A 25,149-nucleotide genomic window follows, 5' to 3' on the forward strand; every position below is an offset into this window, starting at 1 on the left:
GGGCAAGTGGAAAAGCTGCAAGCCGCTATCCACAAGGCTTTGCGCCGGGTTTTGAAACTTTTTTGCTTGACCCTCAAGCACCTGCTGTGTAGCCCTTGGCCATTTTCATGACTGACAGGTCAAACCGGCGATGGCGCCAAGCCAGTAACCACGGCCTTCAGCCGAGTCTTTCCAGAGTTTAATCACAGACTTATCCACAGGCTTGTGCAAGCCAAATACTGTGGATTTCACCAGCAACAAAAAGGTTGACAACGCGCTCTTTCAGCCAAGTAAAAACGCCTGATCAAAAAACAACCACACCGCTGCAAGCCACGGTTTAAAAGGCTTTCAGGCAGCTACTCCCACGTTATTCACAGCCAGCTCCACAGTAACCGGGGACAAGTCAAAACTGTGACAAAACAACTATTTGCAGCGGCTTTATGTCGCGGCTTGGTAGCTTCTGAATATTGTTTTCCACAATTTCCTTTACCTCAGATCGCCGCTCTTGCAGGAGCAACCTTCGGCAATTCCTGAAGGGCTAATGCGGGCCATAAAAAACGCCCTGATTTTGTCAGGGCGTTTTTTATTGCAGGCTACCAGTCAGTGCCCGCCGAGATAAGCGCTACGCACATCCTCGTTGACCAGCAACTCCTTGCCGGTGCCCGACATGCGAATTTCGCCGTTGACCATCACATAGGCACGATCGGACAAGCGAAGGGCATGGTTGGCATTCTGCTCGACCAGGAAGATGGTCATGCCGGTTTGCGCCAGTTCCCGCAAGGTGGCGAAGATCTGCTTGACCACGATGGGTGCCAGGCCAAGGCTAGGCTCGTCGAGCAACAGCAGTTTCGGCCGGCTCATCAGCGCGCGGGCGATGGCGAGCATTTGCTGCTCACCGCCGGACATGGTCATTGCACGCTGGGTACGCCGCTCTTCAAGTCGCGGGAACAACTTGAACATACGCTGCATGTCTTCCTTGGCGTACTTGTCGCCAATCGGAATCGTGCCCATCAGCAGGTTTTCCTCGACGGTCATGTCGGGGAACACCCGCCGCCCTTCCGGCGATTGCGCGATGCCGTTGGAGGCGATGTAGTGCGACGACTTGTGGGTTATGTCCACGCCCTGATAGAGGATCTTCCCGTCCGCCGCACGCGGCTGACCGAAGATCGACATCAGCAGGGTCGACTTGCCCGCGCCGTTGGAGCCGATGAGGCTCACGGTTTCCCCTTCATTGATGTGCAGCGAGACTTTCTTCAGGGCCTGGATCGGCCCGTAAAACACGTCCAGTTCCTGGAGTTCGAGGATGGGTTGGGTCATACCACTTCCTCTTCATCGGCGCCCAGGTAGGCGGCAATCACTTTCGGGTCGTTGCGGATGTCGTCGGGGCCGCCCTCGGCGATGACGATGCCGTGGTCCAGCACCACAATGTGGTCGGAAATACTCATAACCATGCCCATGTCGTGTTCGATCAGCACCACGGTCAGATCGTGCTCGTCGCGCAGCAGCCGGATCATCGCGCTCAGCGCTTCGGTTTCCTGAGGGTTGAGGCCGGCAGCCGGTTCGTCGAGGCAGATGATCTGCGGACGGGTGCACATGGCCCGGGCAATCTCCAGACGGCGTTGCTGGCCGTAGGACAACTCACCGGCGAGGCGGTTGGCGCAGTCCACGAGATCCACCACTTCCAGCCAGTAGAACGCATGGTCCAGCGCATCGCTTTCGGCCTTGCGATAACCCTTGGTGTTGAGAATGCCGGCCAACAGGCTGCGGTTGACCCACATGTGCTGGGCCACCAGCAGGTTTTCCAGCACCGACATTTCCTTGAACAGGCGAATGTTCTGGAAAGTCCGCGCCAGCCCGGCACGGTTCACCAGGTGGGTGCCGCCAAACATCTTGTAGTACAGGCGACTGGCAAAGGATTTCGGCGAGACGAAATCGGTCAGTTTGAACGACTCGCCCAGTAACTTGATGACGTTGGTCTGCTCGCCACGCACATTGAGTTCGATCTTGCCGCCGGAGGCCTTGTAGAACCCGGTCAGGCAGTTGAACACCGTGGTCTTGCCCGCGCCGTTGGGGCCGATCAGGGCGAAGATCGAATTGCGTTTGACCTTCAGGCTGACATCGCTCAACGCCTTGATGCCGCCAAAGTGCATCATCAGCTTTTCGACACTGAGTACGACTTCGCTCATGGCGCTACTCCTTTACGCGGGGTCACACCGGTACGACTGATCCGAATCAGGCCGCGGGGGCGCCAGATCATCATCAACACCATCAGGATGCCGAACAGCAGGACGCGGTATTCGGCGAAGCCACGCAGCAACTCCGGGGCGACGGTCAACACGAAGGCGGCAATCACTACCCCGATGGTCGAGCCCATGCCGCCGAGTACCACGATGGCGAGGATCAGCGCCGATTCGAAAAAGGTGAACGAGGTCGGGTTGACGAAGCCCTGGTAGGTGGCGAAGAACACACCCGCCAGACCGGCCGTCGATGCACCGATGGTGAACGCCGAAAGCTTGACCAGCACGTGGTTCAGGCCCATGGAACGGCAGGCGATCTCGTCTTCACGCAGCGCTTCCCAGGCACGACCGACCGGCATCTTCACCAGACGATGCTTGATGTACAGCACAGCCAGCACGACCAGGAACAACACCGCGTAGATGACGTAGTACTTCACGTCGGGGTTGTAGGCGATGCCGAAAAACTCATGGAACGGTACGCCACCGTCTTTGGCTCGCTTGCCAAATTCCAGGCCGAAGAACGTCGGCAGTGGTGCCGGCATGCCGTTCGGGCCGCCGGTCAGGGACAGCCAGTTATTAAGGATCAGGCGGATTATTTCACCGAAGCCCAGGGTCACGATTGCCAGGTAGTCACCGTGCAGGCGCAACACCGGAAAGCCGAGGATGCAACCGGCCAGCCCCGCCGTGATCGCTGCCAGCGGCAACACCGTCCAGAAACCCAGGCCCAGATACTGATAACCGAGTGCCAGGCCATAGGCGCCGATGGCGTAGAACGCCACGTAACCCAGGTCGAGCAGGCCGGCCAGGCCGACCACGATGTTCAGCCCCAGGCCCAGCAGCACGTAGATCAGCCCGAGGATGACCACGCCCAGCAGGTAGGAGTTGGAGAAAAACGGGAACACCACGGCGATGACGATCACCAGCGGGATGATCCAGCGCAGGCGCGACTTGTAGTCAGGCGCCAGTACATGAACCCCGGAACCGGAGGATTCAAACCCTTCAAGGATTTTCAGGCCCTTGGGGGTTTGCAGGAACATGCTCAGGGCGAATCGACCCGCCATGACAATGGCGACAATCCAGGCCACCCGGGTGGTTTCCAGGTTGAAGCCGTAGCCATCGAGAACGACGCCGACAATCGGCCCGAACACAATCAGGGCAATGAGGCCGGCAAGAATCGCGTCAACCAGACTTTTTTTGATATCAATGGTTTTTTTAGTGGTTGAAGACATCGCTTACACCTTCGACACAAGAGGACGGCCGAGCAGGCCTTGGGGCCGAAAGACCAGAACGAGAACCAGCAGAGAGAAACTGAAAACGTCTTTGTAGTCCGAGTTCACCAGGCCGGAAAACAGCGACTCGGAAATCCCGAGGATGATCCCGCCGAGCATGGCGCCAGGCAGCGAGCCAATCCCGCCGAGCACCGCAGCGGTGAATGCCTTGATCCCGATGATGAAGCCGGCATAGAAGTCGAATGTGCCGTAGTTCATGGTGATCAGCACGCCGGCCAGGGCCGCCATCGCTGCACCGATGATGAACACGTAGGAAATCACCCGGTCGGTGTTGATCCCCAGAATCGAAGCCATCTTGCGGTCTTGCTGGGTCGCACGGCACATGCGGCCGAGCTTGGTGTACTTGATGATGTAGGTCAGCGCGGCCATGCCGACAAACGCGGCGACCAGAATGAAGACCTTGGTGTAGGTCAACTGCACGAAACCTGTACCGACCTCGACACGCCAGGCTCCCGTGAGCAACGTCGGAACACCTTGTTGCTTGGCGCCCTGGGCAATCTGTGCATAGTTTTGCAGGATCAGCGAAATACCGATGGCGCTGATCAGCGGTGCCAGTCGGGTGGAGTTACGCAGGGGTTTGTAGGCGACACGCTCGATGACCCAGCCATACACCGCCGTGACGACGATGGTGAAGATCAACGTGCCGAGCATCAGCAGCGGGAAGGATTCGATACCGAAGTAAGCCAGCAGAGCCAGACTGATTGCCGCGAGGTAAGCGGAAATCATGTAAACCTCGCCGTGGGCGAAGTTGATCATGCCGATGATGCCATAGACCATTGTGTAGCCGATGGCGATCAGGCCATAGACCGACCCGAGGGTCAGGCCGTTGACCAGTTGCTGCAGGAAAATACCATCCATAACGCAATCTCACGCAATGAGAACCTGCACACCGGTGGGGGTGCGATTCTTCTAAGGAAAATACAGATTTACGTCGGAGCAATGTCAATCACGATCAGGCAAGCCACTACCCATCTGCAGGAGCTGGCTTGCCAGCGATAGCGGTGTATCAGCCAACATTGATGTCGACTGATCTGGCCCCATCGCGGGCAAGCCCGCTCCTACAAGTGGTCAACGTGGTTCAGGTGATCGAGTCAGCCCTTACTTCTGTTTTTCCAACTGGTGGTATTTGCCGTCCTTGTCCCACTGGTAAACCACGTAGTCGGACACTTTCAGGTCGCCCTTGCTGTCCCAGGCCTTCTCGCCCATGACGGTCTTGACCGGGTTTTTCTTCAGCCAGGCAGCCGCTTCTTCGCCCTTGTTGGACTTGGCGCCGTTGAAAGCGGCAGCCAGGGTTTGCACCGAAGCGTAGGCGTACAGGGTGTAGCCTTCTGGCTCGGTACCGGCCTTGCGGAATGCGTCTACCACGGCCTTGCTGTCTGGCAGCAGGCGTGGGTCGGCACCGAAGGTCATCAGCACGCCGTCAACGAATTGCGGACCGCCAGCGGTGGTCACCAGTTCGTCGGTCACGATGCCGTCGTCGGACATGAACTTGACGTCTTTCAGACCTTGCTCACGCAGTTGGCGAACCAGAGGACCGGCTTCCGGGTGCAGACCACCGAAGTAAACTACGTCGGCGCCGGCGCCACGGATTTTGGTCACGATGGTGCTGAAGTCTTTCTCGCCGCGGGTCAGGCCTTCATACAGCACTGGCGTTACGCCGCGCTTGACCAGTTGCGCCTTGGTGGCGTCGGCCAGGCCTTGGCCGTAGGTGTCCTTGTCGTGCAGCACGACGACTTTCTTGCCCTTGAGCACGTCGACGATGTAGTCGCCGGCCACGATGCCTTGCTGGTCGTCACGACCGCACATACGGAACATGGCGCTCAGGCCGCGCTCGGTAACCTGCGGGTTGGTGGAGCCTGGAGTGATGGCGATGATGCCCGCTTCGTCGTAGATCTCGGAGGCCGGGATGGTCGACGAGGAGCAGAAGTGACCGACCACGCCGGCCACTTTCTGGTTGGTCAGGTCCTTGGCGACCGTCACGGCCTGTTTCGGTTCGCAGGCGTCATCGCCCTTGACCAGTACGATTTTCTCGCCGTTTACGCCGCCCGCTGCGTTGACCGCATCGGCGGCTGCCTGTGCACCCTTCATGTACTGCTCGCCAAATGCCGCGTTGGCGCCCGTCATTGGACCCGCTACGCCGATCTTGATGTCAGCCTGAGCAAACGCAGAAACACCCAACGCAGTTGCCACTGCGAGGGCCAGAAAGCCTTTCTTGTAAAACGTCTGGGACATGAGGTGGTGCTCCATGGTTTTTTTTAATTGGCACTGCGACTTCACTGAATGCTCAGAGCAAGGGCCGTGCCATCGGTTTTTTATTCTGAAAAAAGTCGCTGCTTTATTGTTATTTCGACTGTTTCGGGCCCATTTTCATTGGGCGTGCAACCGTCTAAACCGCAGAAGGTGAAACCATTATTTTTTTGAGGCGCAACCCACCAGCGCCATCATTGCAACCGCGACACTAAACGGCGTGCAACCAGCCTGTAACAACGCGCGTCACCGAACTGCACACTGCTGGTGCGGTACTGCTACAACCCGCACCATTACAGGCTAGCCGTTGCGCCGAAAAGCGCCGCTCCCAGCAACAAATTTCAACAATCAGATCACAATGCGCAAGCACTGGCCCGCGTGATACAGCGAAAAACCCGCCTCATACAGACAACTGCGCAACCCTGCCCCGGCCAATGGCTGCATGGGCGCAAAGGGAATCGGTAGCGCCTGAGGATTTCCGTTACACAAGTAATCGGCAAACGCTTTGCCGACCACCGTTCCCGTGGTCACGCCCCGACCGTTGTAGCCGGTGACTGCCACTAAACCGGGCGCCGGTTCGAACAGGCGCATCAAATGATCGGGGGTAAATGCGATGCAACCGGTCCAGGTGCACTCCCATTCCACCGGTTTGAGGTAGGGAAAATAATGCTGCTGCACCCGGTCGGCCCAGGCCTTGAGAAACCAGGCTGGCTTCTGATTGCCGTTCCCCAGACTGCCAAGCAGCAAGCGCCCGTCCTTGTCTCGACGAATGCTGCTGAGCACTTGCCGGGTGTCCCAGGACCCCTGGCCACCGGGCAAAATCTGCTGCGCTGCGTCTTCGGTCAGCGGCACCGACGCCACTTGGTAGTAATAACCGGGGAAGAAATTGCGCCGCAGTTCGGTCCAGGCGCCTTCGGTGTAAGCGTTGGAAGCGATCACCACTTGCTCGGCCAGTACCGAGCCCTGCGCGGTTTGCACCGACCAGCGCTGGCCCTGACGTTCGAGTCGGGTCACCGGGGAATGATCGAATAATTGACCGCCGAGGCCGATGGCCGCCTTGGCCAGCCCCGTGGTGTAAGCCATCGGATTGATCGTGCCAGCACGGCGATCGAGCAACGCGGCAGCAATTTTCCGGGTGCCCGTGGCTTGTTCACAGGCTTGGCCGGTAAGCAATTCAACCGGCGCGCCACGGCGTTTCCATTGTTCTTCACGACTGCGCAGATCTGCTTCGCCACGGGCGTTGTGCGCCATGTGCAGCGTGCCTTCGCGACGCAGCTGGCAATCGATGTTGTACTTATCCACAAGGCTGAAAACCAGGGACGGCGCCGCCCCCAGCATGCGGTTGAGCTGGCTGCCGACCTCTTCGCCGAAGCCGGCCTCGATTTCGTCCGGTGGAATCCACATTCCGGCGTTGACCAGTCCGACGTTGCGACCCGACCCGCCATGGCCGGCGCGATGGGCTTCAAGCACACAAACGGTCTTGCCTTGTTCCAGCAAATGCACCGCCGCCGACAGCCCGGTAAACCCGGCGCCGATGACGCAGACATCGACCTTTACTTCCCCCTTGAGCGCCGCGTTGTCGGGCCTTTGCGGCGTCAGTTTTTCCCACAGACACTCTTCGCGTAACGGCATTGCCAGACTCCAACAGAAACCTAACCAACACACAGTTCAAATGTGGGAGCGAGCCTGCTCGCGAAGGCGGCGACACATCCAACATCAATGTGACTCAAAGACCGCTTTCGCGAGCAGGCTCGCTCCCACAGGGGATCCCTGTACGACCGAGCATCAGTCGAACGTAATCCCCTGCGCCAACGGCAACTCCAGCGAGTAGTTCACGGTGTTGGTCTGACGGCGCATGTAGCCGCGCCATGCATCGGAACCGGACTCACGACCGCCACCGGTTTCTTTCTCGCCACCAAACGCGCCACCGATTTCCGCGCCGCTCGGGCCGATGTTGACATTGGCGATGCCACAGTCGCTGCCCACCGCCGACATGAACTGCTCGGCTTCACGCACGTCGGTGGTGAAAATGCACGAGGACAGGCCTTGCGGTACAGCGTTATTCAGACGCAGGGCTTCGTTGAAATCGCTGTAACCGATCACGTACAGAATCGGCGCGAAGGTTTCATGGCAGACCACCTCGCTCTGCTCCGGCATTTCGACGATGGCCGGCGATACGTAGTAGGCATTCGGGAACTTGTCTTCGAGCTGACGCTTGCCGCCGAACACCTTGCCGCCTTCGCTCAACGCCTGCTCCAGCGCGTCCTGCATGTTCTCGAAGCTGTTTTTGTCGATCAGCGGGCCGATCAGGTTGCCTTCCAGTGGGTGGCCGATGCGCACTTTGGAGTAGGCGGCTTTGAGGCGGGTGACGATTTCTTCTTTGACCGACTCATGGGCAATCAGGCGACGCAACGTGGTGCAACGCTGACCGGCGGTGCCGACGGCGCTGAACAGAATGGCGCGAACGGCCATGTCCAGGTCGGCGCTTGGGCCGAGGATCATCGCGTTGTTGCCGCCCAGTTCCAGAATGCTGCGGGCGAAACGTGCGGCGATTTTCGGCGCCACTTCGCGGCCCATGCGGGTGCTGCCGGTGGCGCTGACCAGCGCGACACGCGGATCATCGACCAGGGCTTCGCCAGCATCGCGACCGCCAATAATCACCTGGCTCAGGTGCGGGGGGGCGTCGCTGAAGTTCTTCAGCACGCGATCGAACAGCGCCTGGCAAGCCAGCGCGGTCAGCGGGGTTTTCTCCGACGGTTTCCAGATCACCGGGTTACCGCAGACCAGTGCCAGCGTGGCGTTCCAGGCCCAGACGGCGACCGGGAAGTTGAACGCGCTGATCACGCCGACGACACCCAGCGGATGCCAGGTTTCGCGCATGTGGTGGCCAGGACGCTCGGAAGCGATGGTCAAACCGTACAACTGACGGGACAGGCCGACGGCGAAATCGCAGATGTCGATCATCTCCTGGACTTCACCCAAGCCTTCCTGGGTGATCTTGCCCGCTTCCCAGGACACCAGCTCACCGAGATCGGCCTTGTATTCACGCAGAATGTCGCCCAGTTGACGCACCAGCTCGCCACGGCGCGGCGCCGGAACCTTGCGCCACAACTCGAACGCATGATCTGCGCGACTGATGTGCTGCTCGACTTCAGCGGCACCTTCCCAGTTAACGGCGGCAATGCGACTGCCGTCGACAGGCGAATGCACAGGCACCTTGCCGTTCTGGTACAGGGCCGGGTTCACACCAAGACGATCAAGCAATGCGGCAACCATGGGTCACTCCTCAAGCAAAAAACGGAACGTGTGCAGCCGGACAATCGCGGCTGATCAGACTTGTAGTTTTAGCTCCCCGGAGGTTACTCAACAAACGACCATTAAGAGAGATATCATTCCGTTTATTCATGCTGTGCATTGCCGGCAATAAAGAGACAAGAACAAAAGGACCGCCCATGCTGAACAAACGCTATTTGCCATCGATCGCTGCCCTGCAGTGTTTCGAAGCCGTGACCCGGCATTTGAGCTTCACTCGGGCCGCCGAAGAACTGAACCTGACCCAGAGCGCCGTCAGCAAGCAAGTGGCGCAACTGGAAGAACTGTTGCAGCACCTGCTGTTCCGTCGCGTACGTCGACGCCTGCAAATGACCCCGGCGGGGGATTTGTACCTGGTGGAGGTCCGGAAAATTCTCACGCAGGTCGAGATGTCGACCCATTACCTGCGTTCCTACGGCGGCGAGACAGAAGTCCTGCGCGTCTCGACGCCGTCGACCTTCGGCGCGCGCTGGCTGGTCCCACGCCTGAAAGGCTGGCGCCTGCGTCATCCCTCGATCCATCTGGACCTGTGCAACGAACAGGAAGCCGACGATTTGCTGCAAGGTCGCAGCGACCTGGCGTTCTATTTCGGCCAGGGTTCGCGCCCTGGCACCGAATGCCTGAAGCTGTTCAGTGAAGAGCTGGTTCCGGTGTGTGCCCCCGGTAGCTTGCCCGACACGCCATTCACCGACCCGACGCAACTCACCGAGCTGGTCCTGCTGCAAAACGCGTCCCGGCCTCAGGCGTGGCATGACTGGTTCGACAGCCAGGGCTATCACACCGAACACAGCTACCACGGCCCGCGTTTCGAAACCTTTTATATGTGCATCCGTGCGGCGCAAGTCGGCTGCGGCGTAGCGTTGCTGCCGCGTTTTCTGGTGGAAGAGGAACTGGCGGACGGCAAGCTGGTCATTCCCTGGCAGCATGCAATGCCCAGCACCGATGCCTATTACCTGGCGTACCCGGAGCATTCGGCGGAAGTGCCCAAGGTGCGCGATTTCGTGAAGTGGATGCTGGAGCAAATTGATAGTCCGGGCACTCCACACGCTTAGGCCCAGACAAAAATCCTTGGCCACAGGAGATCCGGTGTCCAAGAAATTGCTGGCAATACCCACCACCGATATGCGCCACTAGCCTTATTCCCTGTGGAGACCCCCCGTTATGAGCGAGAGTGTGTTTGCCGATCGCATCGTGCAGAACCTGCTCGACACCGACTTCTACAAACTGACGATGATGCAGGCGGTGCTGCACAACTACCCGAACGTCGAAGTCGAATGGGAGTTCCGTTGCCGTAACAGTGAAGATCTACGTCCGTACCTGGCGGAGATTCGTTACCAGATCGAGCGTTTGTCAGAGTTGAGCCTGAGCGCCGATCAGTTGGGTTTCCTCGAGCGCATCAGCTTCCTGAAGCCGGACTTTTTGCGCTTTCTCGGGCTGTTTCGGTTCAACCTGCGTTACGTCCACACCGGCATCGAGCATGGCGAACTGTTCATCCGCCTGCGTGGCCCGTGGCTGCATGTGATTTTGTTCGAAGTCCCTCTGCTCGCAATCGTCAGCGAAGTGCGCAACCGCTTTCGCTACCGTGAGATCGTCCTCGAACAGGCCCGCGAGCAGCTCTATCGCAAGTTCGACTGGCTGACGGCCAACGCCAGCAGCGACGAACTGTCAGAGCTGCAGGTCGCCGATTTCGGCACGCGTCGACGCTTCTCGTACCGCGTGCAGGAAGAAGTGGTCAATGTGCTCAAGCACGACTTCCCTGGCCGTTTCGTCGGCACCAGCAACGTGCACCTGTCTCGGGAACTGGACATGAAACCGCTGGGCACCATGGCCCACGAATGGATCATGGCGCACCAGCAACTCGGGCCACGGTTGATCGACAGCCAGATTGCCGCCCTTGATTGCTGGGTCCGTGAGTACCGGGGCCTGCTGGGGATCGCGCTGACCGACTGCATCACCATAGATGCCTTCCTCGGTGATTTCGACCTGTTCTTCGCCAAGCTTTTCGACGGTTTGCGCCACGACTCGGGTGATCCGGTGGTTTGGGCGGAAAAAGCCATCGCCCACTATCACAAGCTTGGCATCGACCCGATGAGCAAGACGCTGACCTTCTCCGACAGCCTGACACTGCCCAAGTCTCTGGAGATATTCCGGGCACTGCGAGGTCGGATCAATGTCAGCTTCGGCATCGGCACCAACCTGACCTGTGACATTCCCGGTGTCGAACCGATGAGCATCGTGCTTAAAATGACCGCCTGCAACGGCCAGCCGGTGGCGAAGATCTCCGACGAGCCAGGCAAGACTCACTGTAAAGACCCGAATTTCGTCGCCTATTTGCGACACGTTTTCCAGGTTCCTGCCTCATCCAGTCTATCTAGCAAGGAGTGAATTCATGCAAGCCGTACAGCGTGAGATTGCTGAGCAGCTCAAGGTTCAACCGCCGTTCGCCGATGACGCCGCCCTCGAGGCAGAAGTCGCCCGGCGCATTACCTTCATTCAGGATTGCCTGATCAATTCCGGGCTCAAGGCCCTGGTGCTGGGCATCAGTGGCGGCGTCGACTCGCTGACCGCCGGCCTGCTGGCCCAGCGTGCCATGCGCGAACTGCGCCAGCGTACCGGTGACGGCGGCTACAAGTTCATTGCCGTGCGTTTGCCGTACGAAACCCAGTTTGATGAACACGATGCCCAGGCTTCGGTGGACTTCATCAAGCCGGACGAGCGCCACACCGTGAACATCGGTCCGGCGGTCAAATCCCTGGCCAATGAAGTGGCGGCGTTCGAAGGCAAGCACGCGGTGTCGGTGGACTTCGTGCTCGGCAACACCAAGGCCCGCATGCGCATGGTCGCCCAGTACACCATCGCCGGTGCGGCCCACGGTTTGGTGATCGGCACCGACCATGCAGCGGAAGCGGTAATTTCTACCCCCCTACACTAAACTGCACAACCCCCTCTGTACCCCCCGCCCTACCCACTTCCCCTTACCTTATCTCCACACCCATAATGCACATCGCTGGTTCCCCAACTGATTGAAATGGAAACCGAAGGTGATGCGCTGATGAAGATGGTGGCAGTCAAGGGAGAGCTCCTAGACCTAAGAAATTCTGTCCTGACCCAAGGCGAGTACCGGGAGCAGTTCCTGTCCCAACCCGAAGCTCAACAACTAGAAGTGAAGGTCACCGGGTGCGTGTTGATAGGGAGTGGAGAGCAACTCCAACCCCTGACCTCGGATTATCTCTGCCGAAACTACAGGAACAACTTGCTGGCTGATGCCACCACCAAGTCCTACGCGTACCGCATCGGGTACCTTCTGGATGACCTGAAGACCCAGGTGGAGTTTGAGAGCAGTGACCGAGACGAAGCGCTGTTAAGTGTCACTCTAAGTAGGCTTGAGAGTTACCTGGCAGGCATGAACGCCGCAGGCCTCGCGCCCAAGACGATTCAAGGAAGAGACGCAGCCCACCATCACCTGTTCACAACGTATCTATGCAAGCAGTTTGATGAGAGCCCGGCGCTGCGTGAGGACAATCCCTACAAAACAGGCCTGATCTGGACTGGCAAAGCCAACACTCTTGGTATCGTTCAACCCTGCAGCATGGATGAGCTGGAGCAGCTGATCCTGCACGCTGAATCAGAGCGGGAGCGTTGCCTGATCCAGGCGGTATACGACACCGGAATGCGGGAGTCAGAAGTTCCTCGAGTTACGCTGCAGGCTGTGAGAGATGCGCTCGACTTTCAGAAGCTCCAATTCATCACTGCAGGATTGCCTCATGCAAGACCGCTGAAGGCGGCGTACTGCCCGCTCAATATAAAAGGGAGCAAGGGGAGGAAGAATCAGATCAAGCCTCGGACTACGCTGGTCAGCCGGACGACGCTGGAGCGCATTGAGGACTATCACAAGACCCCTCTTTACCGGCGCTTTGCTAAGCGATACCCGACTCCAGAAGAAACGCCTGCGTTCTTCAACGCACATGGTGAGCCCTACAAAACCAAGAGCATCGAGAAGCTCTTTGACCGCGTCACCAAGCGGGCTATGAAAGCGAGGAAGATCAGACGGATCATCTCGCCGCACAAGCTGCGCCACGGCGGCGCATACGCGATTCTTCAAAGCCCTGACCTTGGCAATGATTACGTAGATCGTCTCGTTATGCTTATGAAGTCATATGGGCACAACCGGGAGGCGACATCTGAGGGTTACACGCTGATTCCTCATGATATGTATCAAAAGCTCGCCGATCCAAATTCCTTGGAAAAAACCAAAGCTAGCGAGATGGAACTACTTCGTGAAAGGACTACTAAGCGAATTCGCTCGGGTGATAAAAAATGAAGCATGAAGCATCCGAAGACGAACTCTATGAGACCACCCCCAAAACGGCAAACCGTGAGAGGCGCCCACAAGCTGATATCACGAAGGAGATCGACTCGTGGGCCACAAAGATTAAATCCAGCCGGCTGAATCTGCTTGATGTGCAACTCAGTCAAAAAGGCGAGCCGGCTATCGCAGCTAGTTACTTAGCAACCGAACTTAAGACATCATATAGTGTCTATAAAACGAGATTTGCAATCCTGAACTCGGTCATCCAAAGGATGATCGATGAGCGAATTATTATCCCTGGGCATAATTCTATCGCCAATGAGTGGCGCCGTAAGCTACTGCGCTGGTACGAAAGTATGACTGACACCGAGAAGCAAGCCATTCCGGTGGTCGCAAACACCATATCAGTACGCAGATGCCTGCAAAATGTACCAGGGATGGGAAATCTCAAGTGGGCACGTTTGAATATCCCACTTGTAGAGCAAACCTTCGACGACATTTTGTCAGACCTAGAAAAGCGCGGTGTCGTAAACGTCAATTACAAAACTGTTGCTGAACGAAAACTTGAGGCTGACGAAAAAAAAGAGCTTTTCCCAAGAGGAGATACTTGGGAAACGCAGTTGAATACGCTGAGATCTATTCCGCTCTCCCATGTCGATGATCTAGTACCAGTTGACCCTCAGCGCCCGTTCGTTCAAATTTTCCACATGTTCGCTGCTGCCTCAATGACTACAATGTCGTCGTCCGGACAACTTAACTTCGTGGAAGGCTTTAAATTTGTTAGTCAACACCTTAAAGAAGTTGGCTACACCGGTAGCGAGAATGCATTCGAGTGCATTACGCCAAACTATTTGCCTCGACTGCGGAACTACTTGACTGAGCAACTAAGTATCGAGGCAATTTCATCGCACTATGCTCAGGTCGTCGTGTCATGTACTCGCAAGTTGATGAAGCGCTTGCTGAAGACTAAAGGTATCGGCTTCAGCAGCTTTGTGGATATACAAGGGTTCAAAACTAGCAGAGCAACCGATGAGTATCGCCCCTATTCCTCTACGGAGCGAGATAGAATCAGAGATGCCTGTGAGTTAGAAATCCAGGAATCCAATCAACTCGCAGCGAATTATAAGCGATTCAATGGCGGCTGCGACCCCGTCAATGCGAAAGGTCATATTCAGAACGGCCTTGGCACACTAGAAAATGCCAGATGGATTTTTGAAAACAAACTCAACTGCCAACGCCTTAGCCGTGCATTTGCTGACCAAAATAACTTCTACGAGAAAGCTTTTTGCAAAATCTTGGATTATTCAGAATCTGGCATCATCGAGACTTATAAGAACTGGGGCGTCATTTATGAATATACCTCTAGGCTACTTGCTCCCTATGTGATTCGGTTGGCACAAATAACAGGGCTCAATGCCGACTCTTTGAAATCTTTGGATGTGGATGATTTCATCAAATGCCATGAAATCACTAGACGGCCCTACCTGCGCTACTGGAAGGAGCGATCAAGCGGTGAAAAACTCTATCATCTTGACCTCATGAATGCTGACGTTAATTGGCTCAGCGTGGCTCAGAGCGTTCAAGTCGAGAAAATATTCAATGATGTGATCTACTTAACTCGCAACATTCGTGACCGCGCCCCCCCTTCCGTTAGGGATAAGCTTTTCATTTATGAATCGTTGAAGGGTTCCGAATATCGCGAGATCAAATCAATAGATAAATCCAACATTATCAATCAAGTAATGAGTCGATTTGCTGAAGATCATAACTTAAAGAAGGACAATGGTGATGATTTGGCAATTTCTGCTTCGAGGTTAAGACCTAGCTTAGTCGCAGAACTGGTAGACCAAGGCGTTTCTCTGCGTGAGATTCAAATGATTCTCGGCCATCGAAGCATCAACACCACAATCAAATACCTTGATCAGCTGGAATTCAGCAAAACTGCACAGAAGGTAGTCGATGAGGCCTTACAAAAGATTCATAAGGAATATGTGCTGGCCGAATCAAGCAACGTAGATATTCCCACGAGCAACATAGATATCCAAAACGAACGAAATTCTCCAGCAGTCCCCATCAGGACGGGGCTGGTCGAGTGTCGAAATGTCTATGATCCCCCTCCAGAAATTAGGAGTTCGCCAGCTTATAAGGAAGGAAACCCTTGCTCGCTTTTGAACAAGTGCCTTTCGTGCCGCAACTCCATTATCACGGCATCCAACCTGCCTGACCTGTTTGCTATGCGAAGAGATTATCGAGCAATGATGGAGACCAGTGCAGTCGCGCAGACGCCGTATGGACGCATCATCGTGCAGAATCTGGAAACCCTGGATTCAATCTTAACGCCGTCGGCCCAAGGCTTCGATAGCGAGCAACTGGATCATGCCGAGCGTCTATCTGAACACATCCTCACGAGTACTCTAGTAGAAGGAATGACCCTTTGACGCCTACGCTCGACAACCTCATCTACCAGATCAAGCCGGCTAGGGATCAGTTTTTGCGCCTTCTCAGTGCTCAAAACGCGCTTGCTGCGGGCCATAGGAGCTATAGCCAAGTCAGTCAGAGTGAGGTCAGCCCTGACTACGACCCTGTTGCTATCTTCAATGCGCTAATGAATCTTCCCGTGAGTAACCTCAGCATGATTAGGGACTTGGCATGGGACTTCAATGATGAACCACATCCGCTTGCGAGGAATATTCAGGGCGCAAAATCCAGGATTGATTTTGAGATCTACACGAGCCTTAACTCGACGATTCTCTTCGAGTTAAAAATCGCGTTCGCTTGCGCACTTCAAATGCCGGGAGCGATTCGGACTGGAAGAAAGCTTAAAATCTGCAAACCGCATACTATCATCGACATTTTCAAATCAGTCATCCCATTTATTGATAAAATGTGTGCGCGAAAACGTCTTGAACAGGGTGATGAGTTCTTCGAGCTTACGTACTACAGCCTCGCTGACTTCAGTGAAAATGACTACGCTGTAGAAGCAGAAGTATATGACCGAGCTTTTCGCGGCGTTACGAATTTAGGGTTCACTTTCCTACGCTCACCATTTTTGGTCGAAAACTTGTTTGCAAAGCCTCTGCCTTTTATAGAAATGTCTTCACTGAAATGGCCACAGAACAGCATTATCAGCCCTAGAGTCCGGGAAAAGCAAAAATATTTCGACAACCATATCTTCGAAAAATGTTCACGCAAAGCAACTTACGCAGTTGTAGATTTCTTGAAAGCTTTAAAAGAACCAGTCTATGATAAAGATGGACTGAAGCGATTGAAGGTTAGCGGTTACAAAGCTGCAGCAGAGGCAAAGCTAACCAAGAAAAATTTTGACATCTATGTAGCCATTCGCCTTACCTCTCGAGGGTATTCAGGAAAAGAGATTGAATCTTTCCTTTATTACAATGACCCGAGATACTGGTCTCCCCAAAGACATGGCATGTTCAAGGACAAGGAAGCCATATGCAAACTCACCAATGCAAAGATGGATGATGACTTCTATCAGTACATCACCCACATCAGCAACAGTGCATATTACATAATTGCTCAATACACTGGCATGAGGCCATCCGAACTCTCAGGCATCATGGCGGAAGGATGCCTGATGACAAATGAGTTTGGTCACAATTTAATTCTGAGCACGGTTCTTAAAAATCGCGAAGTCTATGGAAAACTTTTTGGCGACAAATGGGCAGCGATTCCGATTGTCATGGATGCGGTAAGGACACTGCAAATACTAAACCGATTCAAACAGAACCCATACTTACTAGCCAATATGAATACTGTGGCCCCTAAACAAAAGGAAAATGCAAATTCGATCGGAAATTTCGACCACGTATTGTGGGCATTCCTATCAGAAACCTTAGATATCGAAGAACTTGAAAAACTTGATGTTTCCGCTTATACCCTACGGCACTCCTTGGCGCATCAAATGTTTCGTGCTTCCGTAGGGCTGCCTTTCATTTCCTATCAGTTGAAACACTTTGGAAATATTGTGAGTGGCATTGGGCAAAATCGCGTAAGTGCCGTCACGATTGACTATGGCAACATCGGCTCAGCACTCACCTCTGACACGGGGCGCGAGGTCGCAAACGCTATTCGGCACGACGCCGAAAAAGAATTTGTCATGAATGCCTGCGATCCCGATGGAGGCTACGTGGGTGAAAATGCCGGAGTCCATCGGGAGCGATTGAAGAAGTACTTTCAAGGCTACCTTGAGGCAGGCTACACCAAAGACGAAATCTTTGATCGGATGGTAGAGCTCAATTTTGCGATCATCAACGTGGGTCAAGGCTATTGCTACGGCAATGCCAACGAGGACTTCGACGCATCGCTCCCCTGTATCGGTTCGCTTCGGTGCAACCCCTATCGGTGTAAAAACGCTGTGGTCACAAAGGCCAATGCGCCCAAGTGGCGTGAGATCTACGTGCAAAATACGATTGCCGTCAGAAAGCTGGAGTTAGAGGCCAAGTCGATCGATCAGCTTATTTATGGTGAATTTGCGACCTCGATTGCTCAAATGAAGGCTGCAATCGCTGAGGCTAAGGCGGTACTGCAAGGGTTGGGCGAGGAGTTGATGGTATGAGTTCTGCTCCATACAATGAAAAGAACGAAGAACTATTTGAGGCAATAACGCAGCAACTCAATGAAGCACTGCGCAGACTAGAAAGGGATTCATCACTATCCGCGTCCGTTTCATCGCTGGCCAAGCTATCAGGAGTACATCGAAACACGATTTACAATCGCAAGTGGCCACAAGAGAAACTTATCGAAATCAAACAAAAGCGCATTCAGCAGAAGAAAGATGACGTCACTTCCAAGGCCACGCAAAAAACACCAGAGGAATTGTTGGAGCTCAGTAGACTTGAAGTTATATATTGGTTCACGCAACTGCAGGACGCTCGAAATAGCAATAGCTCGCTGAGCAAGAGGCTCAAAACAACCGAAACGAGCCGAGACTTTTATATGAAGTTATCACGGGATCACTTGGAAACCATCAACAAGCAAACATATGAAATCAGTAAGCTTCGGGACGTGCTCGCCTTGCAGGAAGAAGAACTATCGTTCCTGAAGCGAAATCTGCCTTCAAGTCAATGATTTCGCAACTCTATACACTCCCCAGCCTTCAAATGGAATCGAGCCGGGGAATCGTTCCAGCGCCGGGAACTGATGCTAGCCTTTCTCCCCAGTTTGACAAAATCCTCAATGTAAATCTGAGAGTCAAACCAGAAAAAGCTGCTGGCTAATACCCAGTATGGGTAGCCACTAAGAAAGGTTGCCGGATATAGAACGAGGTTGGTAATCCACGGGCTAAGCGATGAAGCCGATTGATAATCGGCTCTTGTTGCCTGGCTACGCGCTCTAAGATGCCAGCGTAGAGATGCGCTTCTTCAGGAATGTCAGCACTGTGTGAAGGTTCTCTAATCCCTGGGGGGAGAATATCTCTACCGACGTATCCGCCCTGTAGTAATGCTCCGCTAGTATCAGCCCGTAGTGATCCTTGCTTGGTGTCGACTCCAAACCCAGGCTGCGCTGAGCCACCTCTAGGCTGTCTTGGCCCACCAGTGCTTCGAGCGCCATTCCGTCGAACGAGGCATCAATGTCAGACAAGGTGATGACGACTTGATCGGACAAGATCCATTTTTGTCTGTAGCGATCTCGGGCTTTGCGCCCTTCCTTATCATCGTCGAGCAAAACGATGAATTGCTCGCCGCGCCCCATGAGCAAGCTGATCAGATTACCTGACGCGCTTGAGCCGACAGCTGGAATCAGGTTGAACCCCAGCTTGCCTCCACTCCGTAATGCTGCTGCTTTGAGTGCATAGTAGTCCGAGATCCCTTCCAAGATCACGCAAGGTGAAGTCCCTACGATTTCAGGTACGACATACTGCAGTCGGTCAACCACTGGTTGGAAATAGTGTGTACGGGTAGGGAAGGAGTTCAAGTATTGCTTGTACTTGATCGCGTTCACTTCAGCAGGTGTGAAGTCGAGATCATAGTCCTCATCATCACCTTGACCTGCCGGACGGTTCTCGATGATGTAAGCCCCAGACAGCCACTTCGGGTTCACCATGTGGTGGCTATGGGTTGAGTAGATGATCTTATCGCCGCTGGCCGCCATCTTCTCGAAGTAACCCAGTAGCTCTGCCTGCGCGCGGGAATGCAGGTTTGCAGCAGGCTCGTCAAAGACGTAGATTTTATGCTGGTTTTCACGTTCAAGCTTGAAGCCCGTGAGCAGCAAAAATGTGAAGAACCATCTGAAGCCAATCGATCGCTCGGCGATCTTGTAAGTCGTATCGCGGTTACTCACGACAAACGACACGACTGCAGTGGGGTTATCAACGCCGCCGACTGTCCACTTTAGGTCGACCCGTTTTGCTGTGGCATTGCGTGAAAGAACGCGCCGCCAACCGCCAATCACTTCAGCAGAAAGCGCGTTAGAGACCTGTTGAAAGACATTATCAATCTGGCCTTTTGCTGCGCTTCGCTGAAATTTCTCATACCAATCAGCACCGTTAGCCGCCCGATACGCCTCGATTGGTCTGCTCACATCCCGGTCAACATCGTAGCCAGCGAATTTTATGATGCGCTCGACAATCTCCCGATAATGCCTCTTCTCGTACCCCTCATGATCATTGGATGCGAGCGAAATCTGCTCAGGCACATTGATCAAAAACGTCGGGAAATACGCGACCTTAGGTATCGACGCCTCAATCAAATCAGCAGTTCGCTTCCATAGGTTTTCGTATTCGTCGTCGGGTTGGGCGTAAACCTCAAATTCGCCTTCTCCAACCGGCCTTACCCTGAAATCGAACCCTAGGCTAGCAATCCTGGATTTTGGCTCGCTGTTTTCAAAACTGAACTCCCTTGCGATCTTGAAGGGCTTTGCTAGTGCCTCGGTGTCTACTTCCAATCCAGCACGACCCACCAAGGCCCTGATCGACTCCAGATCATGCGCTTCAAGCTCAACGGTCGCAGCGATCGATACGGTGCCAGTAAAAGCGCCTTTCTTGCTAGCGGGGATGAAGGTGAACTGATCTTTGTTTTCTGGACTGAAGAAGTAGAGCCTTGAAACTGAGCGGTCGCTGCTCACAAATTGCGAGATGGCTTCCAATATCGTGGTTTTGCCACTTTCATTTAGTCCAATGAGTGTGACGACTGGGTTGTCCAATCGTCCTGCCAGCTCAACTCGTGTACTAACAATCCCTTTGTAATTTTTTATCTCAAAATCGAGGATTTTCGACATCAGCGCACACGACCTTGTGTTGGCACGAATCGGAGCACAGCCAAGGGCTAAATCTGGCCGATATGAACCTGTGAATAGTGCCCTGCCGATCTGATGCGGCCTATTGGCAAATTGGATCCGACAGGGGTAGAGTGCTGGCACTCTAGCATCAAGTCGACCGCTGTCAACTGGCCTAGATTTGACGCCAGGCCATTGTTGCGTTGGTTCACATAGGGAAGATGGGGAACGTAATGTCAGGTTCTGACGGAAGGCTTTTTAGAGATTACACAGCCGGTGCTCCAACCGAGACCGCCTGCGATACGCTGTACCTGCAGACCCAGCTTGCTTCTCCAAAGCCCGAGGTCGTGAGCGAGATCGAAATTGGGGATACGCTTGGAATTGGCCTTAGTGAAATCGACGGCAACGTCGTCGCCTGCGCATTTTGGAACAGGCATATTGCCGGCGGCATTGCATCTCCCAAGGTTATTCGACTGATCGCCTGCATCCAAAGTGGTACGAACTATTCAGCAATAGTTACGGCAAAAATGGGTGCTCAGATCTCCATCAAAATCTCGCCGATCAAGGAGGAGTGATTTTGATCAGACTGACTGGCGGTGTGTATTACGAGCAGTGCATGTGTCCCATATGGCAAGAGCTGTTTGGCTCAGGCGGTCGAGCTGCCACGGCGATAGCGCGCCTAGGCGGGCACGTGGCCCTGGATACATACGCGGATTGCACGGCGGAGGCGATTCTTCGCCAAAGAGCGGTGCTGGAAGGCTTTGGTGTCGCATCCCATACTATTAGTCAGAGCCTGAATTTCCGGTATACCCATGGACTCGCCAAGCCGTCGATCCAGCCGGTACCAGAGACCTCTTCGACGACCCTTCAAATCACTGCCGAAAATGTGGTTCGCTTCGGACTGCTCGAAGGTGACTGCGTCGTCGATGCCCGTAATGCCGTTTACGACCCACAGAGCTCTCGGCACCCTGTCCCCTTTCACAAGAATGGCTCCAAGGCCGAGCGGCTTGCGCTTGTCCTGAACAGAAGTGAAGCCGAAGCACTGCATGGCAGTGATGAGTTGAGCGCAGCCGATTTGGCGCGAGCACTATCGAAGTCGCAGAACGCCGAGATCGTCATCATCAAGATGGGCCCTGCCGGCGCCCTGCTGTTCCATGACGGCCAATCGCACCACATCCCCTCCTTCGTGACGTCGCAGGTATGGAAGATCGGTTCAGGCGATGTGTTCGTCGCGAGCTTCGCGCACTTCTGGCTCGAAGAGGGACTTACGCCGCTCAAGGCCGCCATGCAGGCCTCACGCGCCACGGCTTATTATTGCGAGACGAAGGGCTTTGCCTCCAAAGCGGAACTGGAGACCTATCACCCTGCCGCCGCCAGCCTGCCGAACAAATCCAGAACAGGTAGGCCTCCCTTGGTCTACCTCGCCGGCCCCTTCTTCTCGCTGGCACAGCTCTGGCTTGTTGAGGAAGCCCGCGCCCGGCTTTTGGAAATGGGGTTGAACGTATTTTCCCCTGTCCATGACGTTGGCCACGGGCCTGCGGATGAAGTCGTGCAGAAAGATATCGATGCGATCCACGAGTGCGACCTTATGCTCGCGATCGGGGATGGCCTCGACGCCGGGACGATCTATGAGATCGGCTACGCGCGCGCACTTAAGAAGCCTGTCATCATGTACGTAGAGAATGAGTCGGAAGAGGATCAGAAGATGATGGCCGGCTCCGGCTGCACACTGACCAAGGACTTCGTCACCGCAATTTACCAAACGGCATGGAAGGCAGCTGACCTATGAAGCGCGCCCTTCTTTTGTCAGGCGGTATGGATTCACTCGCGGTGGCCTGGTGGCTGCGCCCTGAAATCGGCATCACGCTGAACTATGGGCAACTCGCCGCTCAGGCTGAGATCTGCGCCTCAAAAGCCATCTGCGAGCAGCTCCAGATTGAGCACCATGTCATTTCCATCGACTGCCGATCGGTCGGCTCCGGCGACATGGCCGGAGGTAAGGCTGATGCCCATGCGCCTGCCAGTGACTGGTGGCCATACCGAAACCAGATGCTCGTCACCCTAGCGGCTATGAAAGCCATCAGCCTCGGCGTGAACAAGCTCTACCTGGGTACCGTAAAATCCGATGGTTCCCACCGCGATGGCACTCCGGAGTTTATCGCTGCCATCAATCAGCTGATGGTCATCCAGGAGGGTGAGATGACCGTTGAGGCGCCTGCGATCGAGTTGAGCACCACCGATTTGGTAAGAACTGCTGGCGTGCCCTCTTCCATCCTGGCCTGGGCTCACAGCTGCCACAAATCGAGCGTGCCGTGCGGTAACTGCAGAGGCTGCAACAAGTACTTCGAAGTTTGGCACGAGATCGAACATGGAATGGATCAACCTCGGTAGACCGACGGTAAGAGCTGAACCTCGCTATTATCAGCCCTTCACTTGGCCTGATGGAACATTCCATGCGCTGCCCGAGATAGAGGATGTCGGCGACAAAGGCATCTTCAACCTACTCGACCATAGGCGCACCAGGCGAACGTTCACTGCCTTGAGTGAAGGCCAACTGGGTCAGTTGCTGTGGCGCTGTGCACGAACGCAGGCCATTGCCGAGTCGGACTATGGCTTCGACCTAGAATTGCGACCAACGCCATCTGCCGGCGCCATGCACCCCATCCATATTTTGGTTCACCTGCCGGGTGCGTCGAACTGGAGCCGATACGATAGTCGTCGGCACGGTCTTGTCGAGTTACCGGGATCAGCTGAAGCCTTCGCTGGCTTGGAAGAGCAGTGCCATGAAGCCCTGCCTGCAGTGCAGGCAACGCGGTTGCTCCTGGTGGCTGAGCCCGGTAAGACCTGTGCCAAATACCAGAACGGCGAAAGCCTGATCTGGCGAGACGCTGGAGCACTCTTGGCGGTCATGGCCGTGATTGCTGAAGCCTTAGACTATTCGTTTTGCCCGCTGGGGGTTACGGGGGAACCGTGGGCTGGTTGTCTCGCGCCTGCCGGTGTGCTCTCTGGCGTCGGTATCGCACTCGTTGGTGGGCCGACGTTGAGGCGCTAAGCGGCTTTCAAACCAGTCTGGTTCAGCAGACCGTGGACTACGGTAGGGGCAGACATCATCTGGTACCACATAAGCGCGTCGAGCTTGGATGGCCGAACGTCAATCGCTTTGCTCAGCGCAAGAAACTCAGCTTCCAGCTGCAGGTAGTGACGTTCCACGGTGAGACCAGGCGAGAAAAAGCCAGCCAGCGCGCCCGCGCGCAGGATGTGAATGTCCAGGATGGCGACGTCATCAGCATCAAGCCAATTGCGGGCAATCCACGAAGCGGTCTTGTAGCCAATGCCAGGCAGCTCCAACAGGTAGTCCCGAAGCGCGCGACCAGAATGAAGTGGTATGCCCCCTTCTGCCAAGGCTGCAAGCGCCGCGTGAAGGTAACGCGCCTTCTGTTTGGCGAAGCGGTAGCGTACTGAGCGGCTACCGATTTTCATCGGAATGGTCAGCCACTCTTGGAGCTGCTCCTCAGTGGGTACTTCAGCTCCAAAGGCACCGAGGTTTCTCAGGTGGGCGAAAGCCGCCAGCCCGACGTTCGCTGGAATGCCATGGCCACCAAGCAGGCATGCCCCGACCTCTTCCGCCAGGGTGGCGCCGAGTTTATAGTTGAGCGGTTCAGGCTCTTGCTCGTTTGCCCAGACCTGATAGGCCCAGTACGCCGGGGTCGGGAACGCCTCGATCAAGCCCCATGAAATACCAGGGAGCACTTCGCTCATAGCATCAGGGAAATCGCGGCTGTAGATCTTGGAGTCTACGAACACAACACCGTTCTGCATTACCGGGCCTCCTGTAAGGAGCCATAGGTTTGCGTGATCCAGTGCAGGAAGTCGCTGCGTTCAACCGGATCCATCGCAGTGACACGGTCACGGAGCCGGGATTGGCGCCGGGCAATGGTCTGCCGCTCGCGGAACGTGTCGCCTAAGTAACGACTGTCGTGAAGCTCTTCTGGGGCAGCGTAGTTCATCCAGACGCATTCCTCCCTGACATCCGTGTGCGTCTTCGCCATAAACGTCACCTTCCTCCACCCTTGGAGCATGTCGTTGTACAGGGCACTGTCATAGCCGGAAATCATCACCTTGCATGGCACGTTGCGCAGCGTAGTAAGCAGCTGTTCATGCTGGCCCTGATCATATTCGTAACGGTAGATCTTGGCGCGACGACGAGTCTGCGTGAGATACGGAGGATCAGCATAGATCAACTCGCCACCGTCGTATGAAAAGCTGCTCAGGTAGCTCGAAGCATCACCCTGGATGAGCTCAAGGCGTTCAACCTGGTGATCAACCCAGGCGCCGTGAACGGCGGGATCTACGTCCACGCCGATGTTTCGGGCGGCAGGTTTCTTATGACGCAAGACAGCGCCCGCACCTAAGTGCGTCTCAATGTAGGTCTGATGCGGAGGCATCAGGTTGATCAAGCGCTGGTAGCACTTGCCTTTTCCGCCTGGATATTTCATACGCCCATCATCGTCAGATGTGACGATGATGTCAATGGAGGGTTTGA

At 55.2% G+C, this 25,149-nt stretch carries 20 protein-coding genes and 1 pseudogene; 11 read left to right on the forward strand and 10 right to left on the reverse strand.

The window, feature by feature from the left end; all coding sequences use genetic code 11:
• Nucleotides 1-579: 579 nt before the first annotated feature.
• From M5G20_RS18595 to amaB, 7 genes are all read right to left on the reverse strand, one after another.
• Complete coding sequence (locus M5G20_RS18595; RefSeq protein ID WP_150735762.1) at nt 580-1,296, reverse strand: ABC transporter ATP-binding protein; 717 nt, start codon at nt 1,294-1,296, stop codon at nt 580-582.
• Nucleotides 1,293-2,165, reverse strand: coding sequence for an ABC transporter ATP-binding protein (locus M5G20_RS18600; protein ID WP_273920286.1), 873 nt, complete (start codon nt 2,163-2,165; stop codon nt 1,293-1,295). The genes M5G20_RS18595 and M5G20_RS18600 overlap by 4 nt, the downstream gene beginning before the upstream one ends.
• Nucleotides 2,162-3,445, reverse strand: a complete 1,284-nt coding sequence (gene livM / locus M5G20_RS18605; protein ID WP_273920287.1) for a high-affinity branched-chain amino acid ABC transporter permease LivM — start codon at nt 3,443-3,445, stop codon at nt 2,162-2,164. Before livM ends, M5G20_RS18600 begins: the two co-directional genes overlap by 4 nt.
• Before the next feature lie 3 nt (nt 3,446-3,448).
• Nucleotides 3,449-4,363, reverse strand: coding sequence for an ABC transporter permease subunit (locus M5G20_RS18610; protein WP_046819754.1), 915 nt, complete (start codon nt 4,361-4,363; stop codon nt 3,449-3,451).
• Between the two features lie 240 nt (nt 4,364-4,603).
• Nucleotides 4,604-5,737 (reverse strand): ABC transporter substrate-binding protein, encoded by a 1,134-nt coding sequence (locus M5G20_RS18615; protein WP_075947764.1) that lies wholly within the window; start codon nt 5,735-5,737, stop codon nt 4,604-4,606.
• Between the two features lie 363 nt (nt 5,738-6,100).
• Nucleotides 6,101-7,384 carry an L-pipecolate oxidase gene (gene amaA / locus M5G20_RS18620; RefSeq protein ID WP_273920290.1) on the reverse strand — a complete coding sequence of 428 codons (1,284 nt, stop codon included), beginning with the start codon at nt 7,382-7,384 and terminating at the stop codon, nt 6,101-6,103.
• Nucleotides 7,385-7,537: 153 nt separating this feature from the next.
• Nucleotides 7,538-9,028: an L-piperidine-6-carboxylate dehydrogenase gene (gene amaB / locus M5G20_RS18625; protein WP_273920291.1), complete on the reverse strand. Its 1,491-nt coding sequence runs from the start codon at nt 9,026-9,028 to the stop codon at nt 7,538-7,540.
• A 176-nt stretch (nt 9,029-9,204) separates the two neighbouring features.
• On the opposite strand from amaB, the gene M5G20_RS18630 reads away from it, so the two are divergent.
• The 7 genes and pseudogenes from M5G20_RS18630 to M5G20_RS18660 all read left to right on the forward strand — a co-directional run bounded on the left by M5G20_RS18630 (nt 9,205) and on the right by M5G20_RS18660 (nt 18,461).
• Nucleotides 9,205-10,116 (forward strand): LysR family transcriptional regulator, encoded by a 912-nt coding sequence (locus M5G20_RS18630; RefSeq protein WP_273920292.1) that lies wholly within the window; start codon nt 9,205-9,207, stop codon nt 10,114-10,116.
• A gap of 109 nt (nt 10,117-10,225) precedes the next feature.
• The gene (pncB, locus tag M5G20_RS18635; protein ID WP_273920293.1) at nt 10,226-11,449 is read left to right on the forward strand and encodes a nicotinate phosphoribosyltransferase; all 1,224 of its coding nucleotides are present in this window, start codon (nt 10,226-10,228) and stop codon (nt 11,447-11,449) included.
• 4 nt (nt 11,450-11,453) lie between these two features.
• A pseudogene (gene nadE / locus M5G20_RS18640) lies at nt 11,454-11,978 on the forward strand (NAD(+) synthase); the annotation flags it as partial.
• A 114-nt stretch (nt 11,979-12,092) separates the two neighbouring features.
• The gene (locus tag M5G20_RS18645; RefSeq protein WP_235431883.1) at nt 12,093-13,385 is read left to right on the forward strand and encodes a tyrosine-type recombinase/integrase; all 1,293 of its coding nucleotides are present in this window, start codon (nt 12,093-12,095) and stop codon (nt 13,383-13,385) included.
• Nucleotides 13,382-15,811 (forward strand): tyrosine-type recombinase/integrase, encoded by a 2,430-nt coding sequence (locus tag M5G20_RS18650; RefSeq protein ID WP_046819758.1) that lies wholly within the window; start codon nt 13,382-13,384, stop codon nt 15,809-15,811. The genes M5G20_RS18645 and M5G20_RS18650 overlap by 4 nt, the downstream gene beginning before the upstream one ends.
• Nucleotides 15,808-17,949 (forward strand): hypothetical protein, encoded by a 2,142-nt coding sequence (locus M5G20_RS18655; protein ID WP_046819759.1) that lies wholly within the window; start codon nt 15,808-15,810, stop codon nt 17,947-17,949. Before M5G20_RS18650 ends, M5G20_RS18655 begins: the two co-directional genes overlap by 4 nt.
• Nucleotides 17,946-18,461 (forward strand): hypothetical protein, encoded by a 516-nt coding sequence (locus tag M5G20_RS18660; RefSeq protein WP_046819760.1) that lies wholly within the window; start codon nt 17,946-17,948, stop codon nt 18,459-18,461. The genes M5G20_RS18655 and M5G20_RS18660 overlap by 4 nt, the downstream gene beginning before the upstream one ends.
• 264 nt (nt 18,462-18,725) lie before the next feature.
• On the opposite strand, the gene M5G20_RS18665 is transcribed toward M5G20_RS18660, so the two are convergent.
• Nucleotides 18,726-20,609, reverse strand: coding sequence for an AAA family ATPase (locus M5G20_RS18665; protein ID WP_046819761.1), 1,884 nt, complete (start codon nt 20,607-20,609; stop codon nt 18,726-18,728).
• Nucleotides 20,610-20,839: 230 nt separating this feature from the next.
• On the opposite strand from M5G20_RS18665, the gene M5G20_RS18670 reads away from it, so the two are divergent.
• From M5G20_RS18670 to M5G20_RS18685, 4 genes are all read left to right on the forward strand, one after another.
• Nucleotides 20,840-21,181 carry a hypothetical protein gene (locus M5G20_RS18670; RefSeq protein ID WP_046819762.1) on the forward strand — a complete coding sequence of 114 codons (342 nt, stop codon included), beginning with the start codon at nt 20,840-20,842 and terminating at the stop codon, nt 21,179-21,181.
• A 116-nt stretch (nt 21,182-21,297) separates the two neighbouring features.
• Nucleotides 21,298-22,395 (forward strand): PfkB family carbohydrate kinase, encoded by a 1,098-nt coding sequence (locus M5G20_RS18675; RefSeq protein ID WP_235431884.1) that lies wholly within the window; start codon nt 21,298-21,300, stop codon nt 22,393-22,395.
• Nucleotides 22,392-22,997 (forward strand): 7-cyano-7-deazaguanine synthase, encoded by a 606-nt coding sequence (locus M5G20_RS18680; RefSeq protein WP_046819764.1) that lies wholly within the window; start codon nt 22,392-22,394, stop codon nt 22,995-22,997. The genes M5G20_RS18675 and M5G20_RS18680 overlap by 4 nt, the downstream gene beginning before the upstream one ends.
• Nucleotides 22,975-23,658 carry a hypothetical protein gene (locus M5G20_RS18685; protein WP_046819765.1) on the forward strand — a complete coding sequence of 228 codons (684 nt, stop codon included), beginning with the start codon at nt 22,975-22,977 and terminating at the stop codon, nt 23,656-23,658. The genes M5G20_RS18680 and M5G20_RS18685 overlap by 23 nt, the downstream gene beginning before the upstream one ends.
• Here the strand turns inward: M5G20_RS18685 and M5G20_RS18690 are convergent.
• Nucleotides 23,655-24,425 (reverse strand): 8-oxoguanine DNA glycosylase, encoded by a 771-nt coding sequence (locus M5G20_RS18690; protein WP_046819766.1) that lies wholly within the window; start codon nt 24,423-24,425, stop codon nt 23,655-23,657. The genes M5G20_RS18685 and M5G20_RS18690 overlap by 4 nt on opposite strands.
• Nucleotides 24,425-25,102, reverse strand: coding sequence for a DNA adenine methylase (locus tag M5G20_RS18695; protein ID WP_046819767.1), 678 nt, complete (start codon nt 25,100-25,102; stop codon nt 24,425-24,427). The genes M5G20_RS18690 and M5G20_RS18695 overlap by 1 nt, the downstream gene beginning before the upstream one ends.
• Nucleotides 25,103-25,149 lie beyond the last annotated feature (47 nt).

It is taken from the genome of Pseudomonas sp. TNT2022 ID1044, assembly GCF_028656895.1.
Lineage (GTDB): Bacteria > Pseudomonadota > Gammaproteobacteria > Pseudomonadales > Pseudomonadaceae > Aquipseudomonas > Aquipseudomonas reinekei.